The organism is Psychrobacter sp. M4, assembly GCF_055699795.1.
The window spans coordinates 3,471,621-3,492,814 of record NZ_CM146740.1 but is presented as its reverse complement, the minus strand read 5'-3'; the positions used below and the strand labels follow the sequence as shown (position 1 = coordinate 3,492,814).

At 42.8% G+C, this 21,194-nt stretch carries 13 protein-coding genes, 2 tRNA genes and 3 rRNA genes; 11 read left to right on the top strand and 7 right to left on the bottom strand.

Annotated elements, in window-relative coordinates:
* Positions 1-204 precede the first annotated feature (204 nt).
* Complete coding sequence (locus tag ACR63N_RS14675) at positions 205-645, bottom strand: GNAT family N-acetyltransferase (RefSeq protein ID WP_367104739.1); 441 nt, start codon at positions 643-645, stop codon at positions 205-207.
* Positions 646-1,453: 808 nt separating this feature from the next.
* Here ACR63N_RS14675 and ACR63N_RS14670 point away from each other — a divergent pair.
* The 6 genes from ACR63N_RS14670 (at position 1,454) to ACR63N_RS14645 (ending at position 8,387) form a co-directional block, all read left to right on the top strand.
* Positions 1,454-2,992: ribosomal RNA gene (locus ACR63N_RS14670) — 16S ribosomal RNA — on the top strand.
* A gap of 64 nt (positions 2,993-3,056) precedes the next feature.
* Positions 3,057-3,133, top strand: a tRNA-Ile gene (locus ACR63N_RS14665).
* A gap of 92 nt (positions 3,134-3,225) precedes the next feature.
* Positions 3,226-3,301, top strand: a tRNA-Ala gene (locus ACR63N_RS14660).
* A 397-nt stretch (positions 3,302-3,698) separates the two neighbouring features.
* Positions 3,699-6,570, top strand: a 23S ribosomal RNA gene (locus ACR63N_RS14655).
* A gap of 123 nt (positions 6,571-6,693) precedes the next feature.
* Positions 6,694-6,808: ribosomal RNA gene (rrf, locus tag ACR63N_RS14650) — 5S ribosomal RNA — on the top strand.
* Together the 16S, 23S and 5S rRNA genes with 2 tRNA genes alongside form the textbook arrangement of a ribosomal RNA operon.
* Positions 6,809-6,926: 118 nt before the next feature.
* Complete coding sequence (locus ACR63N_RS14645; RefSeq protein WP_472782250.1) at positions 6,927-8,387, top strand: P-loop ATPase, Sll1717 family; 1,461 nt, start codon at positions 6,927-6,929, stop codon at positions 8,385-8,387.
* Positions 8,388-8,546: 159 nt separating this feature from the next.
* On the opposite strand, the gene ACR63N_RS14640 is transcribed toward ACR63N_RS14645, so the two are convergent.
* Together ACR63N_RS14640 and ACR63N_RS14635 are read right to left on the bottom strand one after the other, a co-directional pair.
* Positions 8,547-9,440, bottom strand: coding sequence for a pirin family protein (locus ACR63N_RS14640; RefSeq protein ID WP_472782249.1), 894 nt, complete (start codon positions 9,438-9,440; stop codon positions 8,547-8,549).
* A 162-nt stretch (positions 9,441-9,602) separates the two neighbouring features.
* The gene (locus ACR63N_RS14635) at positions 9,603-9,863 is read right to left on the bottom strand and encodes a DUF1289 domain-containing protein (protein WP_367107519.1); all 261 of its coding nucleotides are present in this window, start codon (positions 9,861-9,863) and stop codon (positions 9,603-9,605) included.
* A 201-nt stretch (positions 9,864-10,064) separates the two neighbouring features.
* Between ACR63N_RS14635 and ACR63N_RS14630 the strand changes: the two genes are divergently transcribed.
* The 3 genes from ACR63N_RS14630 (at position 10,065) to ACR63N_RS14620 (ending at position 13,572) form a co-directional block, all read left to right on the top strand.
* Positions 10,065-10,697, top strand: coding sequence for a YqiA/YcfP family alpha/beta fold hydrolase (locus tag ACR63N_RS14630; RefSeq protein ID WP_367107518.1), 633 nt, complete (start codon positions 10,065-10,067; stop codon positions 10,695-10,697).
* Between the two features lie 135 nt (positions 10,698-10,832).
* Positions 10,833-12,722, top strand: coding sequence for a DNA topoisomerase IV subunit B (gene parE / locus ACR63N_RS14625; RefSeq protein ID WP_367107517.1), 1,890 nt, complete (start codon positions 10,833-10,835; stop codon positions 12,720-12,722).
* Positions 12,723-12,876: 154 nt separating this feature from the next.
* Entirely contained in the window at positions 12,877-13,572 is a 696-nt protein-coding gene (locus tag ACR63N_RS14620) for a lysophospholipid acyltransferase family protein (protein WP_367105370.1), read from the top strand.
* Positions 13,573-13,651: 79 nt separating this feature from the next.
* On the opposite strand, the gene budC is transcribed toward ACR63N_RS14620, so the two are convergent.
* Positions 13,652-14,434 (bottom strand): meso-2,3-butanediol dehydrogenase, encoded by a 783-nt coding sequence (budC, locus tag ACR63N_RS14615; RefSeq protein WP_367105371.1) that lies wholly within the window; start codon positions 14,432-14,434, stop codon positions 13,652-13,654.
* 172 nt (positions 14,435-14,606) lie between these two features.
* Entirely contained in the window at positions 14,607-16,388 is a 1,782-nt protein-coding gene (locus ACR63N_RS14610) for a mechanosensitive ion channel (RefSeq protein ID WP_472782248.1), read from the bottom strand.
* A 419-nt stretch (positions 16,389-16,807) separates the two neighbouring features.
* Between ACR63N_RS14610 and ACR63N_RS14605 the strand changes: the two genes are divergently transcribed.
* The gene (locus ACR63N_RS14605; protein ID WP_367105373.1) at positions 16,808-17,539 is read left to right on the top strand and encodes an FKBP-type peptidyl-prolyl cis-trans isomerase; all 732 of its coding nucleotides are present in this window, start codon (positions 16,808-16,810) and stop codon (positions 17,537-17,539) included.
* A gap of 92 nt (positions 17,540-17,631) precedes the next feature.
* Here ACR63N_RS14605 and argA read toward each other — a convergent pair whose 3' ends face one another.
* Positions 17,632-18,954 (bottom strand): amino-acid N-acetyltransferase, encoded by a 1,323-nt coding sequence (gene argA / locus ACR63N_RS14600; RefSeq protein WP_367105374.1) that lies wholly within the window; start codon positions 18,952-18,954, stop codon positions 17,632-17,634.
* A gap of 421 nt (positions 18,955-19,375) precedes the next feature.
* Here argA and ACR63N_RS14595 point away from each other — a divergent pair, with 421 nt between their 5' ends.
* Positions 19,376-20,005, top strand: a complete 630-nt coding sequence (locus ACR63N_RS14595) for a hypothetical protein (RefSeq protein ID WP_367105375.1) — start codon at positions 19,376-19,378, stop codon at positions 20,003-20,005.
* Between the two features lie 96 nt (positions 20,006-20,101).
* Here the strand turns inward: ACR63N_RS14595 and ACR63N_RS14590 are convergent, their stop codons facing one another.
* Positions 20,102-21,163: a patatin-like phospholipase family protein gene (locus tag ACR63N_RS14590; protein ID WP_472782247.1), complete on the bottom strand. Its 1,062-nt coding sequence runs from the start codon at positions 21,161-21,163 to the stop codon at positions 20,102-20,104.
* Between the last annotated feature and the right edge of the window lie 31 nt (positions 21,164-21,194).

Here is a 21,194-nt window from a genome sequence, read left to right as displayed (position 1 = left end):
AATGTATAATATCAATGCCGCCTATTATAAACGATTTTTGATAGCTAATCTTGCTATTTGCTTATACCATAGTTATCGATGCTAACAACAAATTATCAAGGGTAACAATAAGCAGTTGCTCAAGTTTATAATAAGCTCATAGTCTTACGTCTATTCATCGCAGCATCAATAAATCTGTATTGCTAAATATCGTTACGCTCAAGGCTATGTATCGATACGTTCAAGCTCGGTCAGTGCATGGTTGCGATAGTAAAGATCATCACGGATATTAAACCCCATCTTGTTCCAGAAGCTATTACCACTATAGTTATCTTGGAAGATGAACAACCCTACTTTACTTATATTCAATGCTTTCATCTCATCCAATACGTTTTTTATTAATTCTTGAGCGATACCTTGGCGACGATAGTCAAGATGCACAGCGGTATGGTAGATATAGCCGCGCCTTCCATCCTGTCCAGCTATAATTACTGCAACTAGCTGATTATCCTTTTCTGCTATAAAGCTTAATGTCGGGTTACGCTGCAACATACGATTAATTCCTTGCTCAGAATCATCGACATCGTTTAGTCCCATTCTCGGAGTAGCAAGCCACAGGTTATAAACGTCGGTATAATCCTCAATTTGCATTCGGCGAACAGTCATTGCATCTCTCCTTGTTGGATAAAGTATATTAGCTATCTATAATAAGTAGGATAGTCGAACTAACAAGGTATTAGAAAGTGAATAGAGTGTATCTAATGCACTAATTGAATGTAAAAAGCGCGAGTAGGGTGCGCCCCGCGCACCAACAAGGTATAGCAAGGTGTTTCACAATTTATAAAATACCAAATTCAAAATAAATTCAAAACAGAGCTTGACGGATAAACTAAACCACGTATAATGCCACCCAGTCGAAAGGGAAGGCGGATTGAGAATAAGTTATCATTCTAAAAATCAAAGCCTACTAAATTAATTTTAAAATAAAATAATTTAATCCTTGACTTACCAATTAAAGCGTCTATAATACGCACCTCACTAAGGGATAGAGACAGATTAAAGCTAACAAATTTAGCGAAATCAGAATCTTAACTTACTGAAACAAATGATAAAAAAGCTTGACAGAACATCAAACTATGATATGATAGTCAGCTCGCTAGACAGAACCACCCGTAAGGGATGGGGAGAATTTAGCAAATAGAATACAAGATATACTTACATACTGGACGACAGATGTAGGACACTATTTAAAAGCGAAACTAAAGAACAACTTGTGTGGATTTTTGCTGAGACAGAATGCTAAACATAAAGTTGACTATCTTCTCTTTTCGGGGAGGTAATTAACTATAAAAATTATCATTTAATCAGTAAAGAAACTCGAAGTTAATTCATTACGAACATATACGAAGAGCGTAATTGCCAGATTAGATGAGCCAAGTTTAGTAACCTCTTTAAAGGGTTACATAGCAAGATTAAACTGAAGAGTTTGATCATGGCTCAGATTGAACGCTGGCGGCAGGCTTAACACATGCAAGTCGAGCGGTAACATTTCTAGCTTGCTAGAAGATGACGAGCGGCGGACGGGTGAGTAATACTTAGGAATCTACCTAGTAGTGGGGGATAGCTCGGGGAAACTCGAATTAATACCGCATACGACCTACGGGAGAAAGGGGGCAACTTGTTGCTCTCGCTATTAGATGAGCCTAAGTCGGATTAGCTAGATGGTGGGGTAAAGGCCTACCATGGCGACGATCTGTAGCTGGTCTGAGAGGATGATCAGCCACACCGGAACTGAGACACGGTCCGGACTCCTACGGGAGGCAGCAGTGGGGAATATTGGACAATGGGGGCAACCCTGATCCAGCCATGCCGCGTGTGTGAAGAAGGCCTTTTGGTTGTAAAGCACTTTAAGCAGTGAAGAAGACTCAATGGTTAATACCCATTGACGATGACATTAGCTGCAGAATAAGCACCGGCTAACTCTGTGCCAGCAGCCGCGGTAATACAGAGGGTGCAAGCGTTAATCGGAATTACTGGGCGTAAAGCGAGCGTAGGTGGCTTGATAAGTCAGATGTGAAATCCCCGGGCTTAACCTGGGAACTGCATCTGATACTGTTAAGCTAGAGTAGGTGAGAGGAAGGTAGAATTCCAGGTGTAGCGGTGAAATGCGTAGAGATCTGGAGGAATACCGATGGCGAAGGCAGCCTTCTGGCATCATACTGACACTGAGGTTCGAAAGCGTGGGTAGCAAACAGGATTAGATACCCTGGTAGTCCACGCCGTAAACGATGTCTACTAGTCGTTGGGTCCCTTGAGGACTTAGTGACGCAGCTAACGCAATAAGTAGACCGCCTGGGGAGTACGGCCGCAAGGTTAAAACTCAAATGAATTGACGGGGGCCCGCACAAGCGGTGGAGCATGTGGTTTAATTCGATGCAACGCGAAGAACCTTACCTGGTCTTGACATACAGAGAATCCTGCAGAGATGCGGGAGTGCCTTCGGGAATTCTGATACAGGTGCTGCATGGCTGTCGTCAGCTCGTGTCGTGAGATGTTGGGTTAAGTCCCGCAACGAGCGCAACCCCTATCCTTAGTTACCAGCGGTTTGGCCGGGAACTCTAGGGACACTGCCAGTGACAAACTGGAGGAAGGCGGGGACGACGTCAAGTCATCATGGCCCTTACGACCAGGGCTACACACGTGCTACAATGGTAGGTACAGAGGGCAGCTACACAGCGATGTGATGCGAATCTCAAAAAGCCTATCGTAGTCCAGATTGGAGTCTGCAACTCGACTCCATGAAGTAGGAATCGCTAGTAATCGCGGATCAGAATGCCGCGGTGAATACGTTCCCGGGCCTTGTACACACCGCCCGTCACACCATGGGAGTTGATTGCACCAGAAGTGGATAGCCTAACCTTTTAGGGAGGCGTTCACCACGGTGTGGTTGATGACTGGGGTGAAGTCGTAACAAGGTAGCCGTAGGGGAACCTGCGGCTGGATCACCTCCTTATAGACGGCATTCGCTCAGCAAGAATTCACAACAAGTTGTTCTTTAGTTTAGTTTAAGAAGATATGGGTCTGTAGCTCAGCTGGTTAGAGCACCGTGTTGATAACGCGGGGGTCAGTGGTTCAAGTCCACTTAGACCCACCATTATCTGGGTAAGGCACAAACCAGCAAATCCCCTTTAAGGGATTTACTCTTGCGCTCGGGATGAAGCAGTGCTTCATCTATATCCTCGCTCAGGGGCCATAGCTCAGTTGGTAGAGCGCCTGCCTTGCACGCAGGAGGTCAGGAGTTCGACTCTCCTTGGCTCCACCACTTAAACGAAAAGCTTTTATAGGTTAATACAGAATTAAGTGATCGTAGATGATTATTTAGTTCTGTTTTATACGGAAACCTATACTCTGACGAAGAGATAGGAACTATTTAAAAACATAGATATGAGTCTGGGTTAGGAAGAGCGTGTTCACGCGCACTTTCTAACCTTAATAACTCACCTCTTAACGACATTGTTGTTATCCCAGGGGTGGGTTATTAAAAAAGTAAAGAGAACTGAATCAAGCGTAAACATAGGTGATATCGTTATAATTGCGAGACCAACCTGTTAAGTATTAGATTTATGCATTGGTTAAAACACCTCGGATTACTTCGAGGTTGTCTTTAACCAATAGTAAAACGAAACTTAGCAATTAACCAAGACTACTTGGGGTTGTATGGTCAAGTAATTAAGCGCACATGGTGGATGCCTTGGCAGTCAGAGGCGAAGAAAGACGTGACAGCCTGCGATAAGCTTCGGGGAGGCGGCAATATCCTGAGATCCGGAGATTTCTGAATGGGGAAACCCACTTAGCATAAGCTAGGTATCATATACTTTGTATATGAGGCGAACGAGGGGAAGTGAAACATCTCAGTACCCTTAGGAAAAGACATCAAATGAGATTCCCCAAGTAGCGGCGAGCGAACGGGGAGGAGCCGATTGATACTAGAATAGAAGAACAGATTGGGAAGTCTGGCCATAGTGGGTGATAGCCCCGTATTTTAAATTCTAGTATTGACATATTAAGTAGAGCGGGACACGAGAAATCCTGTTTGAAGATGGGGGGACCATCCTCCAAGGCTAAATACTCCTGACTGACCGATAGTGAACCAGTACCGTGAGGGAAAGGCGAAAAGAACCCCTGTGAGGGGAGTGAAATAGAACCTGAAACCGTGTGCGTACAAGCAGTGGGAGCGAGCTATCTACTTGTAGATAGTCTTGTGACCGCGTACCTTTTGTATAATGGGTCAGCGACTTATATTCTGTAGCGAGGTTAACCGTTTTGGGGAGCCGTAGGGAAACCGAGTCTTAATAGGGCGATGAGTTGCAGGGTATAGACCCGAAACCGAGTGATCTATCCATGAGCAGGTTGAAAGTGCCGTAACAGGCACCGGAGGACCGAACCCACTGTCGTTGAAAAGCCAGGGGATGACTTGTGGATAGGGGTGAAAGGCTAATCAAACTCGGTGATAGCTGGTTCTCCCCGAAAGCTATTTAGGTAGCGCCTCGGACGAACACCATTGGGGGTAGAGCACTGTTTCGGCTAGGGGGTCATACCGACTTACCAAACCGATGCAAACTCCGAATACCGATGAGTGATATCCGGGAGACACACAGTGGGTGCTAACGTCCATTGTGGAGAGGGAAACAACCCAGACCGCCAGCTAAGGCCCCAAATTCCTAGTTAAGTGGGAAACGAGGTGGGAAGGCATAGACAGCTAGGAGGTTGGCTTAGAAGCAGCCATCCTTTAAAGAAAGCGTAATAGCTCACTAGTCGAGTCGGCCCGCGCGGAAGATGTAACGGGGCTCAAACTAGGAGCCGAAGCTGCGGATTTGAATTTGTTTTCAAGTGGTAGGGGAGCGTTGTGTAAGCCTGAGAAGGTGCATTGTAAAGTGTGCTGGAGGTATCACAAGAGCGAATGCTGACGTGAGTAACGATAATGGGTGTGAAAAGCATCCACGCCGGAAGATCAAGGGTTCCAGTCCAACGTTAATCGGGGCTGGGTGAGTCGACCCCTAAGGCGAGGCCGAAAGGCGTAGTCGATGGGAAATCGGTTAATATTCCGATACTTGTTTATGATGCGATGGAGGGACGGAGAAGGTTATGCCAGCCTGGCGATGGTTGTCCAGGTGAAAGGATGTAGGTTTATAGCTTAGGTAAATCCGGGCTATTTTATACCGAGATCTGATAGCAAGCGGTACTTGTACCGTGAAGTGGTAAATACCATGCTTCCAGGAAAAGCTTCTAAGCGATAGTCATAAACGAATCGTACCCTAAACCGACACAGGTGATCAGGTAGAGAATACCAAGGCGCTTGAGAGAACTCTGCTGAAGGAACTAGGCAAAATGGTACCGTAACTTCGGGAGAAGGTACGCTGCTGGAGGTGAAGGACTTGCTCCGTAAGCTTCTAGCAGTCGCAGATACCAGGCTGCTGCAACTGTTTATTAAAAACACAGCACTCTGCAAACACGAAAGTGGACGTATAGGGTGTGATGTCTGCCCGGTGCTGGAAGGTTAATTGATGGGCTTAGCGAATGCGAAGGTCTTGATCGAAGCCCCAGTAAACGGCGGCCGTAACTATAACGGTCCTAAGGTAGCGAAATTCCTTGTCGGGTAAGTTCCGACCTGCACGAATGACATAATGATGGCAGCGCTGTCTCCAGCAGAGACTCAGTGAAATCGAAATCGCAGTGAAGATGCTGTGTACCCGCGGCTAGACGGAAAGACCCCGTGAACCTTTACTACAGCTTTACATTGAACTTTGACCTGACTTGTGCAGGATAGGTGGGAGGCTATGAAACCGAGACGCTAGTCTTGGTGGAGCCAATCTTGAAATACCACCCTGGTCATGTTGGGGTTCTAACTCAGGTATAACAGTACCGAGGACAATGTATGGTGGGTAGTTTGACTGGGGCGGTCTCCTCCTAAAGAGTAACGGAGGAGTACGAAGGTGCGCTCAGAACGGTCGGAAATCGTTCAAAGAGTATAAAGGCAAAAGCGCGCTTAACTGCGAGACCCACAAGTCGAGCAGGTACGAAAGTAGGTCTTAGTGATCCGGTGGTTCTGTATGGAAGGGCCATCGCTCAACGGATAAAAGGTACTCTGGGGATAACAGGCTGATACCGCCCAAGAGTTCATATCGACGGCGGTGTTTGGCACCTCGATGTCGGCTCATCTCATCCTAGGGCTGAAGCAGGTCCTAAGGGTATGGCTGTTCGCCATTTAAAGAGGTACGCGAGCTGGGTTTAGAACGTCGTGAGACAGTTCGGTCCCTATCTACCGTGGGCGTTGGAAATTTGAGAGGAGCTGCTCCTAGTACGAGAGGACCAGAGTGGACGAACCACTGGTGTTCGGGTTGTCATGCCAATGGCATTGCCCGGTAGCTACGTTCGGATGGGATAACCGCTGAAAGCATCTAAGCGGGAAGCCCACCTCAAGATAAGATTTCCCTAAAGAGCCGTTCAAGACTAGGACGTTGATAGGCAGGGTGTGGAAGCGCAGCGATGCGTGTAGCTAACCTGTACTAATTGCTCGTTTGGCTTGACCATACAACACCCAAGTGGTTTGTATCAAGCATTATATCGATATCACCTTTATCCTTGATTCAGTTAGGATAAGTGATACTTAGTCAAATAAGTAAAACAAACACAGACTCATATCTAACCCCCTTTGCTGACGACAATAGCACGATGGCACCACCTGATCCCTTCCCGAACTCAGCAGTGAAACATCGTAGCGCCAATGGTAGTGTGGCTCCGGCCATGTGAGAGTAGGTCATCGTCAGCTCTCTATTCCTGAAAAGCCCCAACATACGTTAGTATGTTGGGGCTTTTTTTATGGTTTAATATTTTTGAGTTGTTATTTTTTGATAGAATACATTTGCTATTATTCAGGAATTCAAAGAATGTTGAGAATCAATTTAAAAGATAGAAAAATATTTGGTAACGAAGCTGGAGAGGATGAGAATCTTGAAATTCTCAACTCATATTATATAGAACACCCCAACTTTGATGATTTCTTTGATTCAGATGAAAGATTATCCATAGTTTCTGCTAGAAAAGGAATGGGTAAATCTGCTTTACTATCAAGACTACACTTTAAGCTTATTAATGAAGATAAGTATCATAACCCTTTGGTAATTAGAGTAAAAGGTAATGAGCTACTGGGCCTTGGTGATTTTAAAGGTGAAAATCATTCATATTTAGAAAACTATTGGAAGCAAATCATTTGTAAACGTATAATTATTGAAATTGGCTCTCAAATTGGATTTGCACTGACTAGCGATGATATGTCGTTTGTTGAACTGTCAGAGTTAGAAGGTCTAAAGAGTAAAAATCTAATAGGAGGATTACTTGCTAGAGTAAAAGGTAAGCTTCCAGGAACAGAAATAACGATTGATAAAGATATACCAGAAAATCTAGATAAACTATTAAAGCGTTATCAAAATAGTGAAAGTTCTCCAAGTGTCTGGCTTCTAATTGATGACATTGATGCTAAATTTCAAAATACAACTGAAAATCAAGCTCGAGTGGGTTCTTTTTTTAGTGCTATAAGATCATTATCTTTCGATAACGAAAACTTAAATATTAGAGCTACTGTAAGGAGTGATGTATGGTCTTGTCTGCGCCATTTGGAAGATTTAGATAAATTACAACAATATATGATAGATATCTTCTGGAGTAAAAAGTATATGAGAGATATGCTTGCTCAAAGAATACTAGTTTATATCCAGAAAAATTTTCCAGACTCAAATGAAGCAAAGTTCAAGCTAAAAGGCGATTACAATAAAATAATAGATACTGTTTTTAAATCGCCTATTGATTGGCGTGGTGATAAAGAGGCTAAACTTTTCGATGCAATTAGTGCTTTTTCAAATAGACGACCAAGATGGATGGGTCAGCTCTGTCGTATGGCAAGTAAAAACGCTAGTGAACATATTCAAGCCAAAAAAGTGAATCTTAATCATATCAATAATATACTTTTAGACTTTGGAGCGTTAAGAAGAGATGATCTAATTAAAGAACATGATCATCAGTTTGACGAACTATCGCAGCTCATAGACTCACTAAGATCTACTCAGAAAGAGTTTACACAAGCTGAACTACATTTAGTTATAGATAAGAACTTCATTCGAGGAAGAGATTTAGCAGCTATCCCTAAAATACATGGAAAACAATATATCGAACCCGAGGACTTAGGTGATTTCTTGTATAAACTTGGACTTATATCTAGAGCACATGACGATGGCAAAAAGTTTACACACTATACTGATGATCCTGACTTATATCGTTCTATAGAGAATAGAAACGATAATATAATTTGGTCTATACATCCAGCATATAGAACGTTTTTGAACATAAAATGAAGAATAAAAAATTATTATTTATAGAATTGCCTTAAAGTATTCTTAATACTCATGAGTAATTCAAACACGGAAGCTACTAAATTATAATTTAAAGCCCATATTAGCGAACTAATACGGGCTTTAACATTCAATAGATTATCTAAAAAACTAACTTAACTATTAAGCACCTTCACCAAATTTGCCACTTTGGAAATCAGTGACGGCTTGCATGATTTCTTGCTGACTGTTCATCACAAAGGGACCGTATTGAACAATGGGCTCACGTAGTGGGCGACCCGTGATTAAGATCACTTTGGTATCTTCACTACTATCGGCGGTAATAGTAACGCCATCCGCACTCTCATTGTTTTCAAGAATAGCCATGGTCTTAGTTGGCACTTCTCGACCTTCGATATCTACCGTACCGTGATACACAAAGGCAAATGCATTATGCTCGCTTGGAATGGCTTGGCTAAAGCTCGTTCCTGCTGGTAGATGGATATCCAAATAAGTCGGTTCAGTAACTTCGCGGGTGACTGCACCTTCAACGCCGTGCGATGTACCCGCGATTACGGTAACGTCGACGCCATCTTCTGTAGTATATTTAGGCAAGTCATCACTTTGGAAGTCTTTATACCAAGGGTCATTCATTTTATCTTTGGCAGGCAGATTAAGCCAAAGCTGAAAGCCTTCCATCGCGCCATCTTCTTGTTCCGGTAGCTCTGAATGGATCACCCCACTGGCTGCTGTCATCCATTGTACGCCGCCGTTTTGTAATAACCCTTCGTTACCCGCGCTATCACGATGGCGCATACGGCCCGTAATCATATAGGTAATAGTTTCAAAACCGCGATGTGGGTGGTTAGGGAACCCAGCGACATAATCATCTGGATTGTCGCTTTTAAAGTTGTCTAGCATCAAATAAGGATCAAGGCGTTTTTGCAACTGCTGCGTGAGTACGCGAGTTAGCTTAACACCCGCACCGTCTTGAGTATCTACCCCAGCATAAAGCTCTTGCACTTGACGTGATTGGGTTACGGTATCTTCTACGTTATTCGCTATAGTGTCATTCATTATTATCTCCTGCTTTTTTCAACAACTGTTAATAATCATTGAGTTTTATCAATCTTCAGTTATATATTTGAGGTCAGGAATATAAATTTCAATAATACTATGTAGAATTATTATATTGATATTACTTATTATTAATAATAATTTAATAGTTATATTTTCTCATTAAAACAATTCGCCTGTTTCAATAACTTCTTCAAAATCAAAGCCTAATTGCTCGCCTTTACGCTGCTTTATTTGTTCAATACGCTGCCGACGTCCTACTATCAGTCTGAGTACCTCTCGGCGCTGCTCGTTGTTCATATCATGCCAAAGCTGACGCTCAGGACGACTACGCAAACAGCCAAAGCAGTAGCCTTTTTTATTACTTTGACAAACGCCAATGCACGGATTAGCAATCTCAAAGAGCTCAAACTGCTGATTCATGCTTCCTCTCCATTTAATATATCATTCCCTTGCAAACTCAGTACTATGTTAGCCTCAGTATTTATAATTTTAGCTATTATATTATGGCTTAGCGCTTAACACTTATATTGATTGGCTTGTAATGCTATTCTTGAGGTTTAAACCGTTCTTTAAACAGTGCTATATCTTATATCATAACAAAATTAATAAGTGAGGCTATACGTGAACATTGTTTATATTCATGGCTTAGATAGTGATGCTAGTTCTATTAAAGGATTATTACTTGAGCATTATTGTGAGCAGAATCATCCAGATATTGCAGTCTATCGTCCCGACTTAAACCAGTCGCCTGAACAAGTCTTTGGCGACTTAATCGACTTAGTCACCAAATTGAGTAAGGAAGCTAGAACCATATTGGTAGGTAGCTCATTAGGAGGCTACTTTTCGACGTTAATCAGTAATCATACGGGTTGTTCAGTATTGCTATTGAATCCTAGCACTCAGCCTCATATTACTTTACAGCGTTTTTATGAGGAATCTAGTGTTGATAATAACCTTGATAGCCTTAATAACAGTGATGCAGATACGAAGGTACTTTATACTACAACGGGCGGTTGGAACATCACAATAGCAGACTTAAAATGGTTTGCTGATCATAAGCTGTCCGGTGTTGAATATCCCAGCCAAGTAGTCGCCTTGATTAAAGAGGGCGATGAGTTACTCGATCCCAATTTATCTGTAGATTTCTATCGACAATATGGCGCGAAGGTTATTTTACAAGCAGAGGGCGACCATCGCTTCAGTGATTTCTCCGAGCAGTTGCCTGTCGTTATGGACATCATACAGCGGCTATGATGATAGGTAGTGGACGACACGACATGACGTATATTATTAACAGTTGCCGCTAGTGTAGCCATTTTTCGTTATAATGGTTTATTGGAATTAATAGTTTGTAAATACTTATAGTTTGTAGACATTAAGGAAAGCATTTTGAGTCAATATAATGCGCAGTCATTAGAAGTTTTAGAAGGTCTTGAGCCCGTTCGCCGCCGTCCCGGCATGTATACCGATACTACCCGTCCCAATCACCTAGCCCAAGAGGTTATCGACAACTCTGTTGATGAGGCCTTAGCAGGCTATGCCAAAACCATTAAAGTACAACTGCATGAAGATGGGTCATTGTCGGTAGAAGACGATGGCCGCGGTATGCCGACTGATATCCACCCTGAGTTTGGGCAATCAGGAATTGAGCTTATCTTAACGCGTCTGCACGCGGGTGGTAAGTTCTCGACCTCCAATTACCAAGTATCAGGCGGTCTGCACGGGGTTGGTATCTCTGTCGTTAATGCTTTGTCAACGCGCATTGAAGTCACCGTATGGCGTGAGGGTACGCAGTTTGACATGGCGTTTGAGAATGGTGCTCCTGTGACACCGCTTACCGAATCAGTCAGCTCTAACAAGCGCAAACGCGGCACCAAGGTACGCTTTTGGGCAGATGGTAGCTTCTTTGATACGCCTAAATTTAATGTGAAACAGCTCAAACATAACCTAAAAGCCAAAGCGGTGTTAGCGGCTGGTCTCATTATTGAATTCGTTGATAACATCAATAATGAAAAAGTGGTTTGGCAGTTTACCGATGGCGTGGTCGAATATTTAAACGAGCAGTTAGATGGACTTGAGACGCTGCCACCAGAGCCGTTCTATTATAATTATGAGGCTAAAGACGGCAATGGCACAGGTATTACCTTTGCGCTATCTTGGTTGCCTGATGGCGGTACCCCTGTACAAGAAAGTTACGTCAATCTTATCCCGACCGCGCAAGGAGGCACGCACGTTAATGGGCTACGTACCGGTATTTTAGAAGCTCTGCGTGAGTTTTGTGAGATTCATAATCTGTTGCCGCGTAGTGTGAAGCTAACGGCGGAGGATGTTTGGGATGGGATTAATTATATTCTCTCGCTTAAGTTCTCTGAACCGCAGTTCTCAGGGCAAACCAAAGAGCGCTTGTCGAGTCGCGAGGCGGCAGGGGTAGTGCAGACATTAGCCAAAGATGCTTTTAGTTTGTGGCTCAATCAACATGCAGACTTAGGTGCTCAGATTGCCGAGCTGGCGATTAATAAAGCCGGACGTCGTCTAAAATCAGCAAAAAAAGTCGCGCGTAAAAAAATCAGTCAGGGTCCAGCACTGCCGGGTAAATTAGCAGACTGCCGCGGCGACTTGCGTGATGGCGCGGAGCTGTTTTTGGTAGAAGGAGATTCGGCAGGGGGCAGCGCTAAGCAAGCACGGGATCGTCATTATCAAGCGATATTGCCACTGCGCGGTAAGATACTGAACACATGGGAGGTCTCATCTGATACTGTACTCTCCAGTCAAGAGATTCACGATATCGCCATCGCTATCGGAGTTGATCCGGCCTCAAACGACTTGTCCGAGTTGCGTTATGACAAGATCTGTATCTTGGCCGATGCGGATTCTGATGGACTGCACATTGCTACTTTGATTTGCGCGTTATTTGTTAAGCATTTTCCAGCTTTGGTCGATGCAGGTCATTTGTTTGTCGCGATGCCGCCCCTGTACCGAGTGGATGTGGGAAAAGAGGTGCACTATGCCTTAGATGAGCCTGAGCTTGAACATATTCTATCGAATGTTCCGGGCAATAAAAAAGCGCAAATCACGCGCTTTAAAGGGCTTGGTGAGATGAGTGCCGAGCAGCTACGCGAGACGACAATGAACCGTGATACGCGCCGCTTAGTACAGCTGGATATGGATGACATGATATTAACCAATAGCGTCATGGATATGCTACTTGCCAAAAAACGCTCTTCTGATCGTAAGTCTTGGCTTGAAGATAAAGGCAACTTAGCTGATATCGCTTTATAGCTATCTATGCTTTGAAACAAGTAGTTTTATTAAGATGTCCTTGTTTAATTTACGAGTAGTATGAAAACTATAAAAAATACAATAGAAGTCAATTTAATAGTGTCTAATTAATGTTATTATATTGTTAAATCAATTTTTATCGTTCAGTACTATTATGAAATTCAATTCTGCTACGCAAACTACAACTTCGAATACTAAAACATTTGCTAAATTACCTAAACTCAGTAGAAAAGACTTAGGTCATTTGATTCCAAAACGTGGAGGGGTAGTCACGCCTCCTATAGCAGCGTGGCTTATGAAAATAGCAGGTTGGCGTACGGTTGGCGAGATTCCTAATATTTCGCAAGCTGTAGTACTGGCGCTTCCGCATACTTCAAACGTTGATGGGGTTTATGCCTTACCTAGTTTGTTTGCTCTGGATATAAAAATTAGCATTATGGGCAAGCATACTTTATTTAAAGTACCAGTGCTGGCGCAGTTATTACGCTGGATGGGTATTATTCCTATTGATCGGGGTAATAAAGGCTCTGTCTTACAAGCAAGCATCGATAAATTCAAAGCAGGTCAACCGCTCTTTTTGGGACTATCACCAGAAGGCACACGTCAGTATACCGAGAACTGGAAAACGGGATTTTATTATTTAGCACTAGGCGCTAATGTACCGATCTTGCCCGTGGCTTTGGATTATAAAACTAAACAAGTGCGTTTTTTATCGCCGGTTTATCCTACGGGCGATATCGAGGCTGACTTACCAAAGATTTATATTCAATATCAAGGCATAGTACCGCGCTATCCTGAGCGTTTATCGCAGCCCCTACAGGACGTGAACGACATTGATATAATCTTATAGTGTAAGTAAAAAAAGATCGAACATATGGCCCTTATAAACATATAGCCCTTATATTTACTAAGGGCTATTTTTTAAGATTTTAGAAATGCGGCTGGCCGTTAGAGGCGCTAACGCCGCCATCAACTGGCAAGTTAACGCCAGTAATCATTGAGGCATCATCACTGGCCAAAAAAGTAATAGCCGCGGCGATATCTTCAGGTGTAGCCAGACGTCCCAGCGGCGAGCGTGCTAGAAACTGATCTTTTTTATCATTATTGTCCTGAATAGCGCTAGTCATGTTGGTTTTGGTAACACTTGGATTAACCGCATTAACACGTACGCCATCAGCGCCATGATCCAAAGCCAGGGTCCGTGTCAGATTGGTGACGCCAGCTTTAGCCGCGTTATAAGCGGCCATATTCCAATCGCCGCCAATGCCTGAAAGTGAAGAGACATTGACAATATTACCTTTAGTCTCAATTAAGTGTGGGATAGCCGCCTGACAAACATAAAAGGTACCATTTAGATTGACATCAATGGCCGACTTCCAGTCGTCAGCAGATAAGTCAGTGATTCTACCTTGGATGGCTTTACCAGCGTTATTGACTAGTATGTCGATTTTGCCAAATTTTTCTACCGTCCGTCTTACCATTTCTTGTACCTGGCTTTGGACACTGATATCGCAAGTAACCGTCATATAAGTATCAGTATGAATCCAAGTACGATCTAGCGGTAACTCCTTTGCAGTCTCTTCCAAAGTTTTGGCAGTACGACCAACCAAAATCACACTAGCACCTTCATTAGCGAATCGAATAGCAGTGGCACGACCAATACCTGAGCCGGCACCGGTGACAATTACCGTTTTTTCCTTAAATCTTTTCATGGTGTCTAATCCTAATAGGCATAAATGGTGGAAAAGTAAATGACTTCTTATCATAACAAGCCATTATTATGAAAGCGATATTAAATAGTATGAAAGTGTTTAAATCTTTAGCACAAAAAAAGACAGCCTAAGCTGCCTTTTTTACTGATATAAATAAGATAGTTACTAGGAATTATTTATCCTTATCGTAACCCTGATCACCAACCAAACCGCTACCTGGTAATATGTCTACGTCATTAGTATTACTATTAGTGTTGTCAGTATTACTAGGGGTGTTACTGTCATTACTCAAGTTGCTAGTATCAACAGAGTCTGTACCTAGCTTACTGGTATCAACAGTATCAGTAGTTAAATCATCAGTAGCTAGACCAGTAGTAGTTGGATCAGGTCTATCGATGCTAGTTGTTGTCGCACTAGGTGTGTTTGCGCGAACAGCGTCAGCTACTTTGTCTTGTGTATCCGTCGTTGTCTTGGTATGACGAGTCGTTTCTACTTTAAGACCAGTACGCTCTTCATCCATTTTGTCCTGCATTTTGCGTAAGAAGCGAGCGGCAGCTTCTTGACCACCAAGACCAAATGATAGTGCAAACGCCACTGCCACAGCGCCTAAGGTGAGACCAAACGCTAGGTTGACGATAGAGTCAGCAATGCCCATCGCTTTTAAACCCATGGCAAGTACTAAGCCCATGATCAATACACGTACGATATTGGCTAAGAACTGTGAGCCTTTTTCAGAACGCTCAACGACACCAGCGATGATATTGGCAAGCCAGAAACCGATAAACAGAATAATGGCACCTAAGATAATATTGGCACCAAAGGCGATGAACATAGTAATAATAGCTGAAATAGGCTCAAAACCTAATAAGTCAGAGGCTGCAATTGCTGCAAACAGCATAGCAAAGAAGATAATAGCATAACCGACCAAATCAGAGATTTGTTTGTCGCCCATGGTTTCTTGTAAACCTACTTTAGCGGGCAATTGGTTAATTTCAGTATTTTCGATTAGACCTTTGATGATGTTAGCCACCATACGCACTACATAATAGGTCACAATTAAGATCGCAGCTGCCATAAAGATATTGGGCAGGGCGGCCATAATTTTATTGAGCATATTTGTCGCAGGGCGAGCAATGACCTCAATTCTTAGCGCTTCTAGAGCAGCTACAATAGTTGGGATAATGACCACTAAAAAGGCTAATGATCCTGCAATGTTAGGTAAGCTGTTTTTCTCGCTCAGCCCAGCTCTTGAGGCAAGCTCTTGAACGTTGAAGGTAGAAACTAGATTGGTCACGATACCGCGTACGACTTTAGCGATGATATAACCCACCACAAACACCACAATGGCGATAATGATGTTAGGAATAAAGCCAAAGATTTTGTCGACCATATTAGTTAATGGTGCAAACAAACCATCAAGTTCTAATTGACCTAGAACCATGGTTAAAACAATGAGCAAAATGAACCAATAAACCATATCAGCAATAGTATTGCTCATAGGTTTGACGCCAGCATGAGCACTGAGACGCTCATCCATTGAGGTTTTTGAAAGACCAGTATTGATCGCTGTGCGAACCACAGTAGCGATAACCCAACCCAGAACACCAACTGCAATAGCGGCGATAAGATTAGGAATAAATGCCAGTACTTGACCTACCATATTGGCAAAGGGTACTGAGATTGAATTTAAATTAAGCTGATCAAGCGCCATTGAGATGGCAATTATAAATATAAACCAAAAAACAATTTTAGAGATGATGCTTTCTAAATCGTATTTTTTACCAGTTGAGGTATTCATACGCTGATTGAGGTTTACTTTAGCCAGTACTCCTCGAACCACACCTGCGATACCAAGTGCTACCAGCCAGCCAATGATAAAAATCAAAATGGCACCAATGATAGAACCGATTGGCCCACCCAAGTAATCATTGAACGATATATATGTTGGATTCATCTTATCCTCCTTTAATCATCATGTATCTTGGATAAGAAAGAGAATACGTATTCTCAAATTTAATAGATACACGAATATATAAAAACTCATGAGTATTTAGAAACTATAATATTTTATTTCAGTAAAAGTAAACCATTTCATTAAATAGTCATATTTAGTTACTTCTTAACGAGTTTAGCTTATCTTATCTAGTGTTGTAGTTAAAGATAGAAAGCTTAACTCAACGCTATAATTGTGTGATAAGTTGTTATTTTGATAAGCTGCAGTAACAAATACTATACATTACGTCGTTAATTTTACTAGAAACATAGCCCCTAAAACCAAGATTTGTTATGATGTGCTGCAATTATTTTTAAATAAAATTCACTGTTTCTACAGTGTTTTCAATAACTTGTTTTTCAATAACTTGAGAGTACCCTATGAAAAAAATCACTACCTTGACTATTAGTAGTTTAGCCGCTGCTATGTTATTAGTGACAGGTTGTAGCACCAATAACGGCAATCAAGAAACAGCAACTCAAAGCGTATCGGTCACAGAACAAAGTCCGCCAAATGAAAAAGTAGGCTATAGTTTGGGCTTTATGATGGCTGAAGGCAACAAAGAGGCGGTACAAGATTTAGACCTTGATACCTTTGAACAAGGTTTTCGCGATGGCTACGAAGGTAAAGACTCAGCTTTGACTCAAGAGCAGATGGAAGAGGTTTTGCTTGCTTATCAAAAGGAACAAGAAGAGCAGTTCGTAGCAGATATGCAGTCCAAAGCTGAAGATAATAAAGCGACAGGCGCTGCATTTTTAGCAGAAAACGCTAATAAAGAAGGTGTGCAAGTGACTGATTCTGGTCTGCAGTATAAAGTACTTACTGCCGGTACGGGCGCTTCACCAAAAGCCACTGATGTCGTAGTGGTCAATTATGAAGGTAAGCTGATAGATGGTACGGTATTTGACAGCTCTTATGAGCGCGGTGAGCCTATTGAGTTTCCGTTGAATCAAGTTATCGCTGGCTGGACTGAAGGTCTACAGCTCATGAAAGAGGGCGGTAAATATGAGTTTTATATTCCATCAGACCTCGCTTATGGGGAGGCGGGCAACCAAGGTATCGATCCTAATAGTACGCTGATCTTTACCGTTGAGCTATTAGAAGTAAAATAGCTTATATCAAAGCACTATATTAAGTGCTAACAAAAAAGCTCTCATAATATATGAGAGCTTTTTTTATGGAACTGAGTGTCTAAAATATAGTTCTATAGCTTTTTTTGAAAGACTTTAGAATTACGACCATTATGATATCTTTCGCGTCTAGCTTCTGGTAGGGCATCAGCATCAGTCTCAGCAAACCCTTGTTCTACAAACCAGTGCGCCGTACGCGTGGTCAATACAAACAGCTTGTGTAGTCCATGACTGCGTGCTTGCTGCTCTAAAAAGGCAAGCAGGTCGGCACCGCGGCTACCATTACGATACTCAGGATGTATCGCTACGCAAGCCACTTCTGCGCTATCCGCCCCCAGCGGATATAAGGCAGCGCAGCCTAAGATCATACCATCACGCTCAATCACGCTATAATTATCGATCTCTTGTTCTAAGCGCTCACGTGAACGACTAATCAAAATACCTTGCTCCTCGAGCGGCTTGAGCAATTCAATCAATCCGACTACATCGTCGATATCGGCATGGCGAATCTCTTCATAAGGGTCATGACTGATCAGCGTACCAGAACCATCACGTGTGAACAGCTCCTCGAGTAGCGCTCCATCTTTAGCATAGGAGATGATATGAGTGCGATGTACGCCTTGACGACAAGCTTGACTAGCACAGTACAAAAAGTAGTTGATTTCGTTGCTTAGATCACGTTCTCGTAAGAAACGATCTACTTCGTTGGGAATCATATCACTAAGCAGACGATCGTTATCGTTGATACCGGCTTCTTCACCTAAGAAAATCAGCTTGTCAGCGCCCAATGCCACAGCAGCACTCAAGGCTACGTCTTCTCCTAATAGGTTAAAGACTTCACCTGTTGCCGAGTAGCCCATCGAACCCAAAATCACAATATGATCGTGGAGCAAGTTGTTTTTAATAGCATCGACATCTATTGAGCGCACCTCGCCTGTCATCTGATAATCGATACCGTCACGGATACCATAAGGGCGGGCAGTGACAAAGTTGCCAGACACCGCGTCAATGCGTGAACCGTACATTGGGGAGTTGGCAAGCCCCATCGACAGCTGCGCTTCGATCTGTAGGCGAATTGCGCCGACCGCTTGCAAAATGGACGGCATTGCCTCACGCGGGGTCACTCGAATATCTTGATGTAGCGGCGAGGTGACACCAATCTCTGCTAAGTTTTTTTCAATCTGCGGGCGCGCGCCATGTACTAACACTAGTTTGATACCCAAACTGTGCAGTAAAGCAAAGTCATGGATAAGCGTACTAAAGTTGGGGTGGTTGACGGCCTCACCACCGAACATAATCACAAAAGTTTTGCCGCGATGCGTATTGATGTAGGGCGCAGAGTTACGGAACCAATGGACGTATTCAGGATTGATCTTGGGCATAGCGCTAGTAGTCATAATAAAGGCAATAATAGTAGGTATAGTAAAAGATGGAGGATAAAAATATTTTTAGATACTTGTTTTTATATACTAAAGATTTACCATAGCAAAAATCATCGATATGAGCTATCTTTTTATTTTAGCTATTTGCTTTGATATTTTTAACGAAGATATAGAGACGGGACGCTATATACACAACCTAAACACGGGGTTATTATACCTATAAAAGCTTTTTGCTATGCTAAGTGCTGTTTCATCAAAACTGATGAATTTGACTGTATATTTGTTTAATTACATCTTTGTTTAACTATACTTTTGCTAGATCATCAATTTTGGAAGGTTAGTAGAGTCTTGTAATAAAAAATGCAAGATACCGTTTAATCAATACTGTTTAATCAGTACCGTATTACCGACACTTTAACTAGGAATAACGAACATCATGAAAAAAATAAACCATTTAGCCAATCCTTTTGCGGCTTGGACAGGTCATCGCTTGTTTCAAGTGGTTGCTGGTACGCTTATCGGGGCAGTAGTGGCTACAAAGGCATCTGCCGCGCTACCAACACCGGAGCCTGCACTTGATAACAATGCGGCTGCTATGCAATCAGCGGCAACTAATACTGGTAGCTTGAACAACGTATCTGCAGCCAGTAACAATAATACCAATTCAAGTGTAGAGGCGATTGACAGTAAGATTACCGCTTCTTTGGTTAGCGTTGATCCTAATGGACAAGAAACTTTGGTTCCGGTAACCGCAGATACTCGTTTGCAACCGGGCAATATTGTAGAGTATCAAGGGTTTTTTACTAATACCAATAGCGACCGGGTACGCAAAATGACGGTCACTTTGACTATCCCTGAGCAAGTAGAGCTGCTGCGTGTGGTAGCTCCTGACTTCCCGTATGGTAGCGCTGATGGTAATACTTTTGCTCGTATGCCACTACGCGGTAAAGTTGACAATCAATTACAAGAGATTCCTCTAGAGTACTACAAAGCAGTGCGCTGGGATATTGACGATGTCGGCCTCAACGATACGGTAAAAGTACAATATCGCGCCAAAGTTAAATAAGGCCAGCTTTTGATATGGTTAAGAGAAAAGCACTGCATAGGATAATGCCAGTGCTTTTTTTTGCCGTTGCTTTAAGCATAATGAACAAAAGTTTTGCTAAAGAGTAGTGTATTTGCTATACGTTTTGTCTGTGATCAGTTGCTTAATAGCTTTGATTTGAGGAATAGTAGCTTCTGTACCCGCTTTAATAAGCGTGCTACGCTGGCTGGTATCTAGTGAGCTGATGTGGCCGACCTCAGGAATAATAACAATATCTGCACGCTGACGCTCAGCAGGCATTGATACTACATTTTTGCTTGGCGCATTGCTATTAACGTTCAGGATAAAGTTATTTTCAAGTAGTGCCCAAAAACTACTTAATGAGGTGACAGCAGGTAAGATACTATTAATAGAGGTTTTTTGAGCGGGACTAGAAGCGGTCACATCGACAGCAATAACAATATCAGCGCCTAAGTCGTAGGCGCTGTCTACAGGAACTAAGCTGACTACGCCGCCATCGATATATTTTTTGCCAACCTTTTCAGGGATTCGCGGTGCGATAAAAATATTGGGCACGCTACAAGATGCTTGCACCGCCAGTCCGGCGTCCCCTTGAGTGAATACGACCTTTTTCAAAGTATTTTTTTCAGCCGCGATGGCGGCAAAGCTGATCGGGAAATCTTCTATCAGCTGTCCATTAACCTTAGCATTGATAAAGTTTTTAAGCTTAATACCTTCGATAAACCCTTGGTTGGACAAGGTAAAGTCGGTGAGTGCGCTATCGGGTGTGGTCAGTGCCAACTGCTCAAGATCGGCTGCGCTGTAGCCGCTGGCATACAAGCTACCAACCAAGCTGCCGACACTAGTGCCGACTACTATTGTCGGGGTGATACCATTTTCTTCTAGCGCCTTTATAACTCCGACATGAGCAAAACCTTTCGCGCCGCCGCCGCCTAGCACAAGCGCCACGCTTGGTTTTTCTATCCTAGGTTGTAGGGGTGTTGAGGTTTTGGGCGTCAAGCTACTACAAGCGTTGACAAAAATAGCCAGTACACCTAGTAAGCTTAGGCGTAACAAGGTAGCTGCCTGATGCTTAGTATCAAAAAAATTAGTAATAAGAAAAACTTTCGTAAGCGCAAGACTTATCAGAAAAGTAAAAAAGCGCAGAGAGGTCAGCATAAAAGTTCCATTGCAAAATATAAATAGCCTA

Excerpts from the sequence above, each read along its gene's own strand:
- ACR63N_RS14675 (WP_367104739.1), bottom strand. The coding sequence starts at position 645 with ATGACTGTTCGCCGAATGCAAATTGAGGATTATACCGACGTTTATAAC.
- ACR63N_RS14645 (WP_472782250.1), top strand. The coding sequence starts at position 6,927 with ATGTTGAGAATCAATTTAAAAGATAGAAAAATATTTGGTAACGAAGCT.
- ACR63N_RS14640 (WP_472782249.1), bottom strand. The coding sequence starts at position 9,440 with ATGAATGACACTATAGCGAATAACGTAGAAGATACCGTAACCCAATCA.
- ACR63N_RS14635 (WP_367107519.1), bottom strand. The coding sequence starts at position 9,863 with ATGAATCAGCAGTTTGAGCTCTTTGAGATTGCTAATCCGTGCATTGGC.
- ACR63N_RS14620 (WP_367105370.1), top strand. The coding sequence starts at position 12,877 with ATGAAATTCAATTCTGCTACGCAAACTACAACTTCGAATACTAAAACA.
- budC (WP_367105371.1), bottom strand. The coding sequence starts at position 14,434 with ATGAAAAGATTTAAGGAAAAAACGGTAATTGTCACCGGTGCCGGCTCA.
- ACR63N_RS14610 (WP_472782248.1), bottom strand. The coding sequence starts at position 16,388 with ATGAATCCAACATATATATCGTTCAATGATTACTTGGGTGGGCCAATC.
- ACR63N_RS14605 (WP_367105373.1), top strand. The coding sequence starts at position 16,808 with ATGAAAAAAATCACTACCTTGACTATTAGTAGTTTAGCCGCTGCTATG.
- argA (WP_367105374.1), bottom strand. The coding sequence starts at position 18,954 with ATGACTACTAGCGCTATGCCCAAGATCAATCCTGAATACGTCCATTGG.
- ACR63N_RS14595 (WP_367105375.1), top strand. The coding sequence starts at position 19,376 with ATGAAAAAAATAAACCATTTAGCCAATCCTTTTGCGGCTTGGACAGGT.
- ACR63N_RS14590 (WP_472782247.1), bottom strand. The coding sequence starts at position 21,163 with ATGCTGACCTCTCTGCGCTTTTTTACTTTTCTGATAAGTCTTGCGCTT.